Source organism: Pseudomonas medicaginis (genome assembly GCF_965119365.1).
Classification (GTDB): Bacteria; Pseudomonadota; Gammaproteobacteria; order Pseudomonadales; family Pseudomonadaceae; genus Aquipseudomonas.
In genome coordinates, this window is sequence record NZ_OZ221631.1 from 2,527,083 (window position 1) to 2,541,848 (window position 14,766).

General features: G+C 62.4%; 15 protein-coding genes. 4 read left to right on the forward strand and 11 right to left on the reverse strand.

Annotated features, from left to right (window positions below; all coding sequences use genetic code 11):
- Nucleotides 1-130 precede the first annotated feature (130 nt).
- From ACMTA2_RS11230 to ACMTA2_RS11245, 4 genes are read right to left on the reverse strand one after another with little or no spacing between them, the layout of a single operon-like run.
- On the reverse strand, nt 131-421 hold the full coding sequence (locus ACMTA2_RS11230; RefSeq protein ID WP_413794883.1) for a (2Fe-2S)-binding protein: 291 nt from the start codon (nt 419-421) through the stop codon (nt 131-133).
- Nucleotides 422-428: 7 nt separating this feature from the next.
- Entirely contained in the window at nt 429-1,223 is a 795-nt protein-coding gene (locus ACMTA2_RS11235) for an ABC transporter permease (protein ID WP_413794884.1), read from the reverse strand.
- 6 nt (nt 1,224-1,229) lie between these two features.
- Entirely contained in the window at nt 1,230-2,099 is an 870-nt protein-coding gene (locus ACMTA2_RS11240) for an ABC transporter permease (protein ID WP_413794885.1), read from the reverse strand.
- Nucleotides 2,096-3,121, reverse strand: coding sequence for an ABC transporter ATP-binding protein (locus tag ACMTA2_RS11245; RefSeq protein ID WP_413794886.1), 1,026 nt, complete (start codon nt 3,119-3,121; stop codon nt 2,096-2,098). Before ACMTA2_RS11245 ends, ACMTA2_RS11240 begins: the two co-directional genes overlap by 4 nt.
- Nucleotides 3,122-3,368: 247 nt before the next feature.
- On the opposite strand from ACMTA2_RS11245, the gene ACMTA2_RS11250 reads away from it, so the two are divergent.
- Nucleotides 3,369-4,205, forward strand: coding sequence for an IclR family transcriptional regulator (locus ACMTA2_RS11250; protein ID WP_413794887.1), 837 nt, complete (start codon nt 3,369-3,371; stop codon nt 4,203-4,205).
- A 134-nt stretch (nt 4,206-4,339) separates the two neighbouring features.
- Here ACMTA2_RS11250 and ACMTA2_RS11255 read toward each other — a convergent pair whose 3' ends face one another.
- Nucleotides 4,340-5,092 carry an anti-sigma factor family protein gene (locus ACMTA2_RS11255; RefSeq protein WP_413794888.1) on the reverse strand — a complete coding sequence of 251 codons (753 nt, stop codon included), beginning with the start codon at nt 5,090-5,092 and terminating at the stop codon, nt 4,340-4,342.
- Nucleotides 5,089-5,595 carry a sigma-70 family RNA polymerase sigma factor gene (locus ACMTA2_RS11260; protein WP_060738305.1) on the reverse strand — a complete coding sequence of 169 codons (507 nt, stop codon included), beginning with the start codon at nt 5,593-5,595 and terminating at the stop codon, nt 5,089-5,091. The genes ACMTA2_RS11255 and ACMTA2_RS11260 overlap by 4 nt, the downstream gene beginning before the upstream one ends.
- A 168-nt stretch (nt 5,596-5,763) precedes the next feature.
- Between ACMTA2_RS11260 and ACMTA2_RS11265 the strand changes: the two genes are divergently transcribed.
- A complete protein-coding gene (locus ACMTA2_RS11265) occupies nt 5,764-6,846 on the forward strand; it encodes a catalase family peroxidase (RefSeq protein WP_413794889.1) in 1,083 nt (360 codons plus the stop codon).
- Nucleotides 6,843-7,379 (forward strand): cytochrome b, encoded by a 537-nt coding sequence (locus ACMTA2_RS11270; RefSeq protein WP_413794890.1) that lies wholly within the window; start codon nt 6,843-6,845, stop codon nt 7,377-7,379. Before ACMTA2_RS11265 ends, ACMTA2_RS11270 begins: the two co-directional genes overlap by 4 nt.
- Nucleotides 7,380-7,580: 201 nt before the next feature.
- Here ACMTA2_RS11270 and ACMTA2_RS11275 read toward each other — a convergent pair whose 3' ends face one another.
- Nucleotides 7,581-8,732, reverse strand: a complete 1,152-nt coding sequence (locus tag ACMTA2_RS11275; protein ID WP_413794891.1) for a M14 family metallopeptidase — start codon at nt 8,730-8,732, stop codon at nt 7,581-7,583.
- 492 nt (nt 8,733-9,224) lie between these two features.
- The gene (locus tag ACMTA2_RS11280) at nt 9,225-9,566 is read right to left on the reverse strand and encodes a DUF6124 family protein (RefSeq protein WP_413794892.1); all 342 of its coding nucleotides are present in this window, start codon (nt 9,564-9,566) and stop codon (nt 9,225-9,227) included.
- A gap of 130 nt (nt 9,567-9,696) precedes the next feature.
- Between ACMTA2_RS11280 and ACMTA2_RS11285 the strand changes: the two genes are divergently transcribed.
- On the forward strand, nt 9,697-10,344 hold the full coding sequence (locus ACMTA2_RS11285; protein ID WP_413794893.1) for a LexA family protein: 648 nt from the start codon (nt 9,697-9,699) through the stop codon (nt 10,342-10,344).
- Nucleotides 10,345-10,373: 29 nt separating this feature from the next.
- On the opposite strand, the gene ACMTA2_RS11290 is transcribed toward ACMTA2_RS11285, so the two are convergent.
- The 3 genes from ACMTA2_RS11290 to ACMTA2_RS11300 are packed head-to-tail and all read right to left on the reverse strand — an operon-like array spanning nt 10,374 to nt 14,759.
- Nucleotides 10,374-12,323 (reverse strand): acetyl/propionyl/methylcrotonyl-CoA carboxylase subunit alpha, encoded by a 1,950-nt coding sequence (locus ACMTA2_RS11290; protein ID WP_413794894.1) that lies wholly within the window; start codon nt 12,321-12,323, stop codon nt 10,374-10,376.
- Entirely contained in the window at nt 12,320-13,138 is an 819-nt protein-coding gene (locus ACMTA2_RS11295; RefSeq protein WP_413794895.1) for a gamma-carboxygeranoyl-CoA hydratase, read from the reverse strand. The genes ACMTA2_RS11290 and ACMTA2_RS11295 overlap by 4 nt, the downstream gene beginning before the upstream one ends.
- 13 nt (nt 13,139-13,151) lie before the next feature.
- On the reverse strand, nt 13,152-14,759 hold the full coding sequence (locus tag ACMTA2_RS11300) for a carboxyl transferase domain-containing protein (protein WP_413794896.1): 1,608 nt from the start codon (nt 14,757-14,759) through the stop codon (nt 13,152-13,154).
- Between the last annotated feature and the right edge of the window lie 7 nt (nt 14,760-14,766).

Sequence of the window (14,766 nt, forward strand, 5' to 3'; positions counted from 1 at the left end):
TTTGTGCTGCGCTCGAAGCCGTCTTCGTGAGCAAGCCCGCTCCCACATGGGATTGGTTGTGGATGCTGCTGCCGCAGTACCCCTGTGGGAGCGAGCCTGCTCGCGAAGAGGCCATGCCTGCCGAACAGGTTCATACAAGCCGCCCCGGTTCACGGGTGATCTGAAGGCCTGCTTCGAGCAGGGTCGAGCAGGCGCGTACGCGGCGGCCGTCCCCCAGGCGCACCCAGCAGTCCTGGCAGGCGCCCATCAGGCAGAAGCCGGCCCGGGGCTCGGCGCTGAAGTCACTGCCGCGCAGGTGTTCGCTGCAGGTCAGCACGGCAGTCAGCAGCGTATCGCCCAGCAGCCCAGTAGCGGGCTTGCCGTCCAGCGTGAAGTCCAGGGCCGGGCGGTCGCTTTCGGCCAATCGTTTCAGCAGTGCCATGACACCCTCATTGTTTGCCTACCAGGACCCGATCCAGGCCATAGACCCGGTCGAGCAGAATCATGGTCAGCGCGGTGAGCCCGATGACCAGCGCCGACACCGCCGCCATCATCGGATCGATGGATTCGGTGGCGTACACGTACATGCGCACCGGCAAGGTTTGCGTGGCCGGCGAGGTGACGAAGATCGACAGCGTGACTTCATCGAAACTGTTGATGAACGCCAACAGCCAGCCCCCGGCCACCCCCGGCAGGATCATCGGCAAGGTGATTTGCCGGAACAGCGTGAAGCGCCCGGCTCCCAACGATTGCGCGGCCTGTTCGGCGCTGCGGTCCAGGCCGATGGCCGAGGCCAGCACCAGGCGCAGCACATAGGGCGTGATCACCAGCACATGGGCGAAGATCAGCCAGGTGAAGCTGCCGTTTACGCCCATCAGTGCAAACAAACGCAGCAGCGCGACGCCCAGCACCAAGTGCGGGATGATGATCGGTGACAGGAACAGGCCGTTGAAGAAGTCCCGGCCCGGGAACTCGAGCCGGGTGATCGCCAGGGCCGCCGGCACCGCAACCAGCGTCGCCAGCGAGGCCGCGCAGAACGCCAGGACCAGGCTGTTGTAGAACGCGTCGACAAAATCCGCACGTTCGAACACCGCGCGGAACCAGCGCAGGGAAAACTCGGTGGTCGGCAGACTCAGGGTGTTTTCCGGGGTGAAAGCGACGAGGCAGACCACCACCAGCGGCGCGAGCATGAAGACCACCACCAAGGCGTGGAACAGCAGCGCGAAAGGACCGTTTCTGGACATGACCCATTACCCCAATGACTTCTTGTAGCGGCGTTCGATCATCCTGTTCCACGACAGCATGATCAGCAGGTTGAGCAGCAGAAGGGCGACGGCAATGGTCGCGCCCATCGGCCAGTTCAGTTCCGACAGGTACTGGTCGTAGATCAACGTGGCGACCATCTTCAGGCGCCGTCCGCCGAGCAGGCCGGGAATCGCGAAGGAGCTGGCGGCGAGACCGAACACAATCAGCGTGCCGGACAGCACGCCGGGCATGATCTGCGGCAGCACCACTTTGCGGATCACCGTGAATTGGCTGGCCCCCAGGGACAGTGCGGCCTGTTCGGCTGTCGGGTCGAGTTTCTGCAGCGAGGTCCAGACTGGAATGATCATGAATGGCAGCATCACGTGGACCAGGGCGATGACCACGGCGAATGGCGTATAGAGCAGCCTCATCGGCGCGCCGCCGAAGGCTTGCAAGGCCTGGTTGACCAGGCCGTCGGCACCGAGCAAGAGGCTCCAGCCGAAGGCTCGCACCACCACTGAAATCAACAGCGGCGTGAGGATCAGGATCAGGAAAATCGAGCGCCACGGCGCGCCCATGCGGCTGAGGATGTACGCCTCGGGCACGCCGATCAGCACGCAGAGGAGGGTGGTCAGGGCGCTGATCCAGAACGTGCGCAGAAAGATCTCGTAGAAGTACGGATCGCCCAGCAGGCTGGTGTAGTGCGCGAAGGTATAGGCGTCGCCGTCGATGCCCGAGCTGTAGTCGAAGACGTTGAACGACAGGACCAAGGTCAAGCCCAGGGGAATGACCAGCAGGCCCAGGTACAAGGCCAGGGCCGGCGCCGACATCAGGTAGCCTTGTCGACCGCGGCGCATCGCATCGATCAGCTTCATGCCGGCACCTCGTCCGCGCTCAGCACCCGCAGCAGCGCCGGGTCCCAATCCAGGCCCACCGCCGTGCCTTCGACCAAGGGTGCGGAGCCGTCGTTGCGGCGCACCACGCAGAGTTCACCCAGGCTGGTCGAGACGCCGTACAGCCATTGGCTGCCGAGGAAGAAGCGGCTGACGAGGGTGCCTTGCAGCCGACCTGAACCGGCCTCGCACAGGTCGATTTTTTCCGGGCGCAGGCTCAGGGTCAGTTCGCCATCGGCCTGGCTGCAGGCTTGAACGACGCCTGCGCTGTCTCGCATGCCGGGCAGCAGGTTGGCTTTGCCGACGAAGCCGGAAATGAACGTGGTGCGCGGATGCTCGTAAAGGGTGTACGGCGCGTCGATCTGGGTGATCCGCCCGGCCTGCATCACCACGACCCGGTCACTGATCGACAGGGCTTCGGACTGGTCGTGGGTCACCATCAGCGTGGTGATTCCGACTTCACGCTGGATGCGGCGGATTTCGTATTGCATCTCTTCGCGCAAGTTGGCGTCGAGGTTGGATAGCGGCTCGTCGAGCAACAGCACCGGCGGTTCGATCACCAGCGCCCGGGCCAGTGCCACGCGTTGGCGCTGGCCGCCCGAGAGTTCTCGCGGGTAGCGGTCGGCGTGGCGGTCCAGGCGTACCAGTTTCAACACGCGGTCCACCCGTTGTTGCAGTTCGGTATTGACCACTTTGCGCATGCGCAGGCCGAAGGCGACGTTGTCCTTGACGGTCATGTGGGGGAACAGCGCGTAGCTCTGGAACACCACCCCCAGGCCACGGCTGGCGGGCTTGGCGTGGGTAATGTCGCGACCGTCCAGCAGGATGCGCCCGCTGCTGACTTCGACGAAGCCGGCAATCATCTGCAACGTGGTGGTCTTGCCACAGCCGGACGGCCCCAGTAGCGAGACGAACTCGCCTTTTTCCACCGACAGGTGGGTAGCGACCACGGCGTCGATGTCGCCGTAACGTTTGCCGAGTCCTTCAAGTTGCACAAAAGCCATCGCTGCGCTCCACCTGGGATTGTTATGCGTCGCCGCAAGGGCGCGCTTTTTTGTATGGGCAGATACGAAAGGGTGCTGCTGGGGTGCGTTGGCGCTCGACCTCAAGTCGGCTGCCGGTGTTGTTCGAATCGCCCCTGTATGGACGAAGAGTAGGACGAAGAATAGGATGGGCTCAATGGACTATTTCACTGAAGAGAACACTATTTTCAGTTTCATTCGGTGAGTAAATTAAATAATGAGAAATAGCATGGTTGATTCCACTGATCGGAATAATGACAAGGGCGAAGTGGGTGTCGGCGCGGTCTCCCGGTTGTTTGCCGTGTTGCGCAGCCTGGGCGATACCGTCGAAGGTGGCGAGCGGGTGACGCAATTGGCCCAGCGCATCGGCCTGTCCCAGCCCACCACGCATCGCTTGTTGCGCAGCCTGATGGACGAGGGGATGGTCGAGCAGGATGCACGCAGCAAACGCTATCGCCTGAGCCTGGAATTCTTCGCCCTGGCGGCGCGCGCCGGCAACACCGGCAACCTGCGCGAACTGGTGCGTCCGGCCATGCTGCGGTTGTCGGCGTCCTTGGGGGACTCGCTGTTTCTACTCGCTCGCAGTGGGTTCGATGCCATCTGCCTGGACCGCAGCGAGGGCCCGTTTCCGATCCGCACGTTCACCGGCGACATCGGTGGCCGCGTGGCGTTGGGCGTGGGGCAAGGCAGCCTGGCGATCCTGGCGTTCCTGCCGGAGGAAGAGCGCGACACGGTGATTCAATACAACCTGCCGCGGCTCAAGGATTTCCATTTGTACGACGAAGTCTTCCTGCGTTCGGAAGTGGAGAACGTGCGCTCGCTGGGCTACGCCGGGCGCAATACTGGCGTATTGCAAGGCATGGCCGGGGTGGCCGTGCCGATCCTGGACCGTGACGGCCGAGCCGTGGCCGCCTTGAGCGTGGCAACCGTGAGTGACCGGTTAGGGCCTGATCGACTGCCGACGGTGGTGGACATGCTCAAGCGCGAGGCGGCCCTGATCGGACCGCGGATCAATCCGTTCGACCCGTTGCTGCGCAGGCCTTCGCAGGTGTTTGGGCAGGGATGAACACGGTCTCAAGCCCACCGCTGATCCCCTTGTGGGAGCGAGCTTGCTCGCGATGGCGGTCGTTCAATTAACAATGATGTTGACTGACACACCGCTATCGCGAGCAAGCTCGCTCCCACAGGGTTCTGTGCGGATCAGAAGTCCAATGTCTGCTTAAGTCTTTGCACCGTCGGCGCATCACTGGGTATGACCATCGCATAGTTGTAGCCCGGCCCGGACCAATACTCGGCTTGCAGCTCGCCCTCGCGGCGACTGCCCCGGGGCAGAAGGAAGTTTTTTGGGCCGGGTGGACGCACGTAGAAGCTGATTTTCTGACCGCTGGGGTCCTGATAGACCACCATCGCCGCCGCGCCCTGCTCGGTGCTGAGCAAGCGTCCGCTCACCGGTTTGAAGCCGGCGCCGGACAGGTCGGGCAGTCGGTCGGCCTGGATGAAGTAGCGGTCGAGCCAATCTTGCATGCGCTGCTCGTCGCCGGTCTGGTAATCGGCCGGCAGGATGCCCTGCTGGGCAATCAACCGGTACGCCTGCAGGGCATCGGCCATGGGCGCTGCGGCGCTGAGCAGGGTCATTTGCCGCGCCTGCCAGCCACCGAAACCACCCACGCTGACGGCCAGCAGCAACACTGCGGCGCTGGCCAGGTGACGGCGGGCGCGATGTTTCAACTGTCGGCGAATCATGGCCGGGTCGAGGTCCGGGTTGGGCGGCTGTTGCAAGGCGCCGCTCAGGGCCGTGCGCAGGTGCTGCGCGTCCTGTTGCCAGGCCCGGACCCGGGCGGCGACTTCAGGTTGGTTGGCCAGGTAGGTCTCGACCAGCCGCAAGTCGGCCTCGCTCAGTTGGCGATCGACGTAGGCGTGCAGGTCGCTGTCGCTGGGGGGCATGCTGATCATTTGAGTATCCGCAGGGTGGGGCGGGTGATTTCGCCATCACTGAGTTGGCGCAGGGCCTGGCGGGCGCGGGACAGGCGGGACATCACCGTGCCGGTCGGTACGCCGAGGATGTCGGCGACTTGCTGGTAACTCAGGCCTTCCACCGACACCCAGAGCAACAGTGCCCGCTGTTCCGTGGTGAGTTGATCGAAGGCCTGCAGGGACGATTGCGCGATCACGCTGCGCTCGGCCGAAGGATGGGCATCATCGCGGCCGGTGAAAAACTCCAGCATGCGCGCGTACCGGCGGGAACGACGATGGCCATCGAGAAATTGCCGGTACAGGATCGAAAACAGCCAGGCCCGCAGATCGCCGTCCGGGCGCTTGTCGTTCCATTTGGACAACGCCCGTTCCAGGCACATCTGCACCAGGTCATCGGCGTTGCTCGGGTTGCGCGTCAGCGACACGGCAAAACGCCGTAGCCTGGGAATGAGTTCGCGCAACTGTTCGTCGAGTGCGTTCATGAAAGTGTGGCTTCTGTGGGCAGTCATTGCGCCGGGACTGGAAAGACGACCCACGAACGAGATTATTCCAGTGCAGGAAAAATAAATACGAGGTGTGGGAATAAACCTGGCAGCCCTTCGTCTGACGGGTCCTTTCCAACAATTGGCCTCGAGCCCTGGAGCTTTCTCATGGTTGATCCTTCACCCTCGTCGAGCCGGCCGCCCTTGAGTGCCGCCGCCCTGACACTGCGCCTGAGCGGCATCGCGGTGATTGTTGCCGCGCTGGCCGGGGCGTTTGCCTACGTCAATGGCAGCCTCGACCCACAGCGCCTGACACCGGAGGCGTTGGTCAATGTCCTGGAGAAAAACAACGGCGTTCACCCGGGCTTTCGACGCAACCACTCGAAAGGTGTCTGCGTCGTGGGCTATTTCCAAAGCACGGGCGAGGCCAGCGCCTATTCCAGCGCCCAGGTGTTCTCGCAGCCGAAAACGCCGGTGGTCGGGCGTTTCGCCTTGCCCAGTGGCAACCCTTATGCGCCGGACGGCAGTGTGCCGATTCGTAGCTTGGCGCTGCGTTTTACCCAGGCCAACGGCCAGCAATGGCGCACCGGCATGAACAGCATGCCCGTGTTTCCCGTGGGTACGCCCGAAGCTTTCTACCAACTCCAGCAAGCCCAGTCGCCGGACCCTGCCACAGGGAAACCGAATCCCACCGCCGTACCGGCGTTCTTTGCCGCGCATCCCGAAGCCGTCCCGTTCTTGCAATGGATCAAGACCGCCAAGCCGTCGGCCAGTTACGCCACCGAAACCTACAACGGCATCAACGCCTTCTATCTGGTCAACCCCGCCGGGCAGCGCCAGGCCGTGCGCTGGGGGGTGGTGCCGCTGAGCCAGGACGCAGCCGATGCGACGCCACCCCAAGGCGCCGATTTCCTTGAGCAAGATTTGGTGAAACGTCTCGCCGCCGGACCATTGCGCTGGCAACTGAACATCACCCTGGCCAACCCCGGTGACCCGGTGAACGACGCCAGCAAGGCCTGGCCCGCTGACCGCAAGGTGCTCAATGCCGGCACGTTGGTGCTGGAGCGCACCCAGGCGCAAGACAACGGCGAATGCCGCGACATCAACTATGACCCGTTGATCCTGCCCCAGGGAATCGAAGGGTCTGACGATCCGTTGTTGGTCGCGCGATCCGCTGCCTATGCCCGTTCCTATCTGCGCCGTACCAGCGAAGTGAACCCATTGCCCGCCACCCAGGAGTCCCGCCCATGAGCGCCCCTCGTCACTTTGCACCGCTGGCTCGGCTGCTGCATTGGCTGATGGCATTGATGATCATCGCGATGCTGTTTATCGGCGCGGGCATGGTCGCCTCGGTGTCCGAACGCCATGAATGGCTACTGCAGTTGCACAAGCCATTGGGCATCGCGATCTTGCTGCTGGTGATCGTCCGTCTGCTGGTGCGCTTCACCACCCGCCAACCGCCGCTGCCGGCCGATCTGCCGGGCTGGCAGGTGCTGGCGGCAAACGCCTCCCATGTGTTGTTGTACGCCCTGATGCTGGTTCTGCCACTGCTGGGCTGGGGCATGATTTCGGCGGCGGGGGATCCGGTGATGCTCGGTGAGTCGCTGCAACTGCCCTCAATCCTGCCCGCCCACGCCCAGACGTTCGCACTGCTGCGCAAGGCCCACGGATACCTGGCTTACGTGTTGTTCGTGACCGTGCTGGTGCATCTGGCGGCGGCGCTGTTTCACGCCTGGGTGCGCCGGGACGAGGTGTTGGACAGCATGTTGCGCGGCAAGGGCTGAAGTTGGTGCGCGACTCAAAATACTGTGGGAGCGAGCTTGCTCGCGATGACGGCAGCACAGCCAACATCTCTGCAAGCTGATCCGCCGCTATCGCGAGCGAGCTCGCTCCCACAGGGATTCAGGGGACTTAGATAATGGTGGGAGCAAAGCTTGCTCCCACCCAGCGTGTCCACTTTGGATAGGGTTGATCAGGTCGTTGGATCAGCGCAATTCGTCGACCATGGCCTCGACGGTGCTCAATACATCCTTGCCCAGTTGCATCGAACGTTTGCCGGACCAGCCGGTGATTGGGTTCGGGTGATCGTCGTGGTCCTTGAACGGCATTTCCAGGGTCAGGGACAGGCAGTCATATTTCTGGCCGACTGCGTTACAGGCCAGGGTCATGTTGGCCTGGCCCGGTTCGTCGCGGGTGTAGCCGTGAGCGGTCTGGAAGTCTTTGGTCTGGTGCTTGAGATGGCTGCGGAAACGCTCTTCGAGTTCAGCGATGCGCGGCGTGTAGCCCGGGTTGCCTTCGCAACCGGCGGTGAAGACGTGGGGAATCTCCTCATCGCCGTGAGCATCGAGGAACAGATCGACGCCGTACTTTTCCATTTGCTGCTGGACGAAAAAGACCTCGGGGCTGATTTCCGGACTGGCGTTCTGCCAGGCACGGTTGAGGTCCTGGCCCATGGCATTGGTCCGCAGGTGACCGTGGAATGCGCCGTCCGGGTTCATGTTCGGCACCAGGTACAGATCGGCCTTGGCGAGCAACCGGTTCAGTTGCGCATCGTCATGCTGCTGGAGGCGTTCGATCACGCCCTCCATGAACCACTCGGCCATGTGCTCGCCGGGATGCTGCTGGGCGATGATCCAGACTTTGCGCCGGCCTTCGGCACCGCTGCCTTTGCGCAGCAGCTGAATGTCACGGCCTTCCACGCTTTTACCGACGGCCAATAGTTCGGTGCCGGCCTTGTGCTGCGCTTGCTCGATCAGCCAATCATGTCGGCCGCGACTGTAGGGTTCGAAGTAGGCGAACCAGGCGTTGGTCTGTTCGGTCTCCAGATAAAAGCGCAGGGCGTCGCCTTCAAATTGGGTCGGAATGCGGAACCAGTTGACGTGATCGTAGGAGGCAACGGCCTGATAGCCTGTCCAGGCCTTGTTATAAGACGATTGACTGGCGTTGAGCAGCCGAAAGGAATACTCCTGGCCGACATGCAGGCCGCTGGCCTTGAAGTGGAACCACTGGAAGTGGGCGCTGCGGGTGTCCGGCCTGATCTTGAGCAACGACTGCAACGGGTTGCTGATGTCGACGACCTCGATGTTGCCGCTGTCGAAATTGGCACTGATATCAAAGGAAGATTTAGCCACGGTCACGATTCCTGGAAAGGATTTTCATGGCCGTTACTTTACACGCAAGAAAGGTGATGTCGGGACGATTTACGTTACGTAAAACGAGGGGGCGTCCTCCCTGGACGCCGAGCCAGCTTAGAGAGTCTGCAACTGATTCTCAAGTGCTGGTTGTCGATAGTTTCGGCTGTGTGGGAAGGGACTCTTGTAAACGGATATTCATTTGCTATGATCGCCGCCATCGAATTGACAGCACCCTGAAAAGACTTCATTAGCCTGAAGACATAAGCCGAAAATCGGCAAAAAAAAGACCCGGCAAAAAGCCGGGTCAAAAACCGTGATTAGCCTGATGAGGAGATATTCCAGAAGTCCGACCTAAGGTCTTCTGGTCTATCGACTGATCTCGCGACCAGCTGATGCAATAATAATCATTATCATTTGCAAGTCAAATGGTTTTATCGCATCGATTGGAAAATTTTTCTCGTCGTCCGCGTTCGCGACGACATCCAAGGGTTGGCCCTAGCGAGTAGGGTAGCCATCCAGGGATCGGTCAAGCATCACCTTGACCAGATCGATCATATGTACCACCGAAAATGCCAGGTCACGACTCGAACCATCCAACTGGTTGGCGGACTCATGGGCGGTCGCCGCTGCGCAGCGCAGCAGATCGCACGCGTGGACAAGGGCTTCTTCCGCGCTGACGTTGTGACTGACCTCGAAGAAGCGATGTTCTGCCTGGGCTGGCGAAACACCTGGTTTCAAGTAGTAGTCGAGGGCGCGCTTGGCCGCCGGGCAATCCTGCAGGGAAGGGAATGTGCCGTCGAAGGGGCTGCTGGGCGGGGTCGTAGTGGGTGTGTCCATGAGGATGAAGATCTCCGTGTGGGTGTTTGAACGCCTGAACCCAGAATAGTACTTACCGTAATTGTGACGACAATTTAAATACTACAATTTGTGTTTTGATGGTCGGAGTCACCCACGTATCGTGCCGCACATGGATAAATGGATAGAGTTGGTCAAGGCCAAGATGAAGGAGCTGCGCATCACGCAAGTGGTGCTCGCAGAGCGGTTGGGAATGTCCCAGGGCGGCGTCGGCCATTGGCTGACCAAGCGCCGGCAGCCCAGTGTCGAAGACATGAACCGGGTCCTGCGGGAGCTGGGGCTGGAGTTTCTGGAAGTGGCGATGGTGATCCGCGAGCCGGACACCTCCACCGAGGAAGGCAAGGCCCTGGCGCAGAAGTACAACCCGTACTTCCGTTACCCGGTCAGTGAGTGGCACGAGGTGGGCGAGGTTCGCGAAGGCGGTCCTGACGCCTACAGCCGCGCGCGCTATGAACTGACGGACTACCACGCCCTGGGTGACGCATTCTGGCTGGTGGTGATGGGCGATGCGATGACCGCACCCAGTGGGCTGAGCATTCCCGAGGGCATGTCGATCCTGGTGGATCCGGCCATCGAGGCGGTACCCGGTAAACTGGTGGTTGCCTGCTTGCCCGGCAGCAGTGACGCGACCTTTCGCAAATTGATCGAAGAGAGCGGGCAGCGTTACCTGGTTCCGCTCAATCCGACGTACCCGAAAAACCTGTACACCGAGCAATGCCGCATCATCGGTGTGGTGGTACAGGCCACCATCAGGTTCTGACTGGATCGGCCCTGGGAGCGGGCCGATTCCTATTCTTCGAACGCCACCAGGGCATTGCCTTCGCTGACCATTTCGCCTTCCTGGCAATACAGGGCCTTGATCACACCGGCCTTGGGCGCACGAATGCTGTGCTCCATTTTCATGGCCTCCAGCACCACCAGTTGGGCCCCAGCCTCCACCGTCTGGCCGGCATTCACCAAGACCCGCACGATACTGCCGTTCATGGGCGCGACCAGGCCGCCTTGATGGCTGTGGCTGGCGTCGGCGGCGGCCAGTGGGTCGTACAGGTCGATCCGGTGCAGGTCACCTTCCCATTGGAGGTACAGGCTGTCGTCCTGGCGAATGGCCCGATGGCTGCGGTGCAGGCCGTCGTGTTCGATGACCAACTGCTCGCCCTTGAGTTCCGCGCAACGGGCTTTGACGTCCAGCGTCAGCGCACGATTCTGGCCTTCGCAGCTCAGGTGCAAGGTGGTTTCCCGGGGTAGCCCCAGGCGCAGCCCGGTGGTGCTGGACCACGGTGACGCGGCGTCATCGCCGCGTACGCGGGGAGGCAGGCCCAAGGCGAACCCCTGGGCGGCGGCGAACCAGAACGCGTCATCCAATTCGCCTGGCTCTGGCAGTAATTGCGACTGGTAACGTGGGATAAATCCGGTGTCCAGCTCCGCTGCCGCGAAGGCGGGGTGAGCCACGATCCGCCGCAGGAAACCGATATTGGTTTTCAGCCCGCCAATGGCAAATTCGTCGAGCATGCTCAACAACCGCAAGCGCGCCTGTTCACGGTCTTCTCCCCAGGCAATCAGCTTGCCGAGCATCGGATCGTAGAACGGCGAGATTTCATCGCCTTCTTCAACCCCGCTGTCGACCCGCCGCCCCGGCCCCTCGGCCGATTCGCGATACACCGTCAGGCGCCCGGTGGCCGGCAGGAAGTCGTTGACCGGGTCTTCGGCATACAGCCGCACCTCGATGGCGTGACCGAGCAGCGGCACTTGCGCTTGAGTGATCGGTAATGGCTCGCCTTGGGCTACGCGGATCTGCCAGGCCACCAGGTCCAGGCCGGTGATCGCTTCGGTGACCGGATGCTCCACCTGCAACCGGGTGTTCATTTCCATGAAGAAAAACTCGCCCCGCGCATCCAGCAGGAACTCCACCGTACCGGCCCCGACATAACCGATCGCCTGGGCCGCGCGCACGGCGGCTTCTCCCATCGCCTGGCGCAATTGCGGGGTCAGGCCGGGGGCGGGGGCTTCTTCCACGACTTTCTGGTGGCGGCGCTGGATCGAGCAATCGCGCTCGTTGAGATACAGGCAGTTGCCGTGTTGGTCGGCAAATACCTGGATCTCCACATGGCGCGGCTTGAGCAGGTATTTTTCCACCAGCATCCGCGAATCGCCGAACGAGGATTGAGCCTCACGCTGGGCGGAGGCCAGGGCTTCGGCCAACTGGCTGACGTCCTCGACGACTTTCATGCCCTTGCCGCCCCCGCCAGCGGTGGCCTTGAGCAATACCGGGTAGCCGATGCGCTCGGCGGCGTCGCGAAAGGTCTCCAGGTCTTGGGCTTCGCCGTGATAACCGGGCACCAGGGGCACCCCGGCGGTTTCCATCAAGGTCTTGGCTGCCGATTTGCTGCCCATGGCATCGATGGCCGCGGCGGGTGGACCTAGGAAGATCAGGCCGGCGTTTTCAATCGCCCGGGCGAACCCGGCGTTCTCGGACAGAAAGCCATAACCGGGGTGGATAGCCTGGGCACCGCTGGCTTTCGCTGCGGCGATCAGCTTGTCGATCTGCAGGTAACTGTCGGCGGCCTTACTGCCGCCCAGGTCGACGCGAATGTCTGCTTCGCGGCTGTGGCGGGCATCACGATCGGTGGCGCTGTGTACGGCAACGGTGGTCAGGCCCATGGCCTTGGCGGTGCGCATCACGCGGCAGGCGATTTCGCCGCGGTTGGCCACCAACAACGTGGTGAGGGCGGGGGCGCTCATCGACGCGGCTCCTTATTATTCGAGTCAGCTTGCCAGTTCGGCGCACGCTTTTGCAGGAAAGCCCGCAGGCCTTCCTGGCCCTCCGGGCTGACGCGGATGCGGGCGATGGCATTTTCGGTGTAGCGCCGCAGCGCGGGGGTAAGGGCGCCGTTGCCGACTTCACGCAGCAGTTCCTTGCTGGCGCGCATGGCCGCCGGGCTGTTGAGCAACAGGTTGTCGATCCACTGTTCGACGTGCTGATCCAGGGCCTCGGCCGGGTAACTTTCCGACAACAAGCCGATTTCTTTCGCACGTTGCCCGTCGAAGCGTTCAGCCGTCAGGGCATAACGACGCGCCGCCCGCTCGCCGATGGCTTGCACCACGAACGGACTGATCACCGCCGGTGCCAGGCCAATGCGCACTTCCGACAGGCAGAACTGCGCTTCATGGGCGCCAATGGCCATGTCACAGGCGCTGATAAGCCCCAGTGCACCACCGAACGCCGCACCCTGGACGACGGCCAGGGTAGGAATCTTCAGTTTGGCGAGGTTATACATCAACTCCGCCAGTTCCCGGGCGTCATCGAGGTTGGTGTGGTAGTCGAGCTCGGCCGATTGCTGCATCCAGGCCAGGTCGGCGCCCGCGCTGAAATGTTTGCCGCGACCGCGGATCAGCAGGAAACGCAGGTTTGAATCGCTGCCGACGTGGTCCAGGGCGAGGATCAGTTCGCGGATCATTTCGGCGTTGAACGCGTTGTTTTTCGACTCGCGACTGAGCCACAGGGTGGCAACGCCCCGTGGGTCGGTGTGCAGTTCGAGGGTGTTGAAGTTATCCATGGGCATTCCCCGTTTACATCCGGAACACGCCGAAGCGGCTCGGTTCGATAGGCGCGTTCAGTGACGCGGACAAGGCCAGGCCCAGCACGTCGCGGGTCTGGGCCGGGTCGATGACGCCGTCGTCCCACAGCCTGGCACTGGAGTAATAGGGGTGACCCTGTTCTTCGTATTGATCGAGGATCGGTTGCTTGATCTCGGCTTCCTGCTCAGCGCTGAAGGGTTGGCCACTGCGTTCGGCTTGTTCACGCTTGACCTGCACCAGCACGCCGGCCGCCTGTTCGGCGCCCATCACGCCAATCCGCGCGTTCGGCCACATCCACAGGAACCGCGGGTCGTAGGCGCGGCCGCACATGCCGTAGTTACCCGCGCCGAAACTGCCACCGATGATCACAGTGAATTTCGGCACCTTGGCACAGGCCACGGCGGTCACCAGTTTTGCGCCATGCTTGGCGATGCCGCCGGCTTCGTATTTCTGCCCGACCATGAAACCGGTGATGTTCTGCAGGAACAGCAGCGGGATTCCCCGCTGACAGGCCAGTTCGATGAAGTGCGCGCCTTTCTGCGCGGCCTCGGCGAAGAGGATGCCATTGTTGGCCAGGATCGCGACCGGGTAGCCATGCAAGTGGGCGAAGCCGCACACCAGCGTCGTTCCGAACAGCGCCTTGAACTCATCGAACACCGAACCGTCCACCACGCGAGCGATGACCTCCCGCACATCGAACGGCTGTTTGGCATCGGCCGACACCACGCCGTACAGCTCGTCACTCGAGTACAGCGGGGCGATGGGCTGGCGTTGCTGCAGCTCACCGAGTTTGCGCCAGTTGAGGTTGGCCACGCTGCGCCGGGCCAGGGCCAGGGCATGTTCGTCGCTGTCGGCATAGTGATCCGCCACGCCGGAGATCTTGCAGTGCACATCGGCACCACCCAGGTCTTCGGCGCTGACCACCTCGCCGGTGGCGGCTTTCACCAACGGTGGACCGGCGAGAAAAATCGTCGCCTGTTGGCGGACCATGATCGCTTCGTCCGCCATGGCCGGCACATAGGCGCCACCGGCGGTGCAGGAACCCATGACCACGGCGATCTGCGGGATGCCCTGGGCACTCATATTGGCCTGGTTGAAGAAGATCCGGCCGAAGTGCTCACGGTCCGGGAACACTTCATCCTGGCGCGGCAGGTTGGCGCCGCCGGAATCCACCAGGTAAATGCACGGAAGGCGATTCTGCTGAGCGATGGTCTGGGCACGCAGGTGCTTTTTCACCGTCAGCGGATAGTAGGAGCCACCTTTGACCGTCGCGTCGTTGGCGACAATCATGCATTCGACGCCTTCCACGCGGCCGATGCCGGCAATCACCCCAGCCGCGGGCACGTCTTCGCCATAGACTTCGTGGGCGGCCAGTGGACTGATTTCCAGAAAAGGCGAGCCCGGATCCAGCAGCCGGTTGATGCGCTCACGAGGCAGCAACTTGCCCCGCGAGGTGTGCCGTTCCTGGGCCTTGGGGCCGCCGCCTTGGCGGATTTGCGCGAGCAAGGTGCGCAGGGCCTCGACGTGTCCGAGCATCGCATCGCGGTTGGCGATGAACTCTGGCGAGCGCGGGTTGAGCTGAGTGTGCAGCGTGGCCATGGTCAGC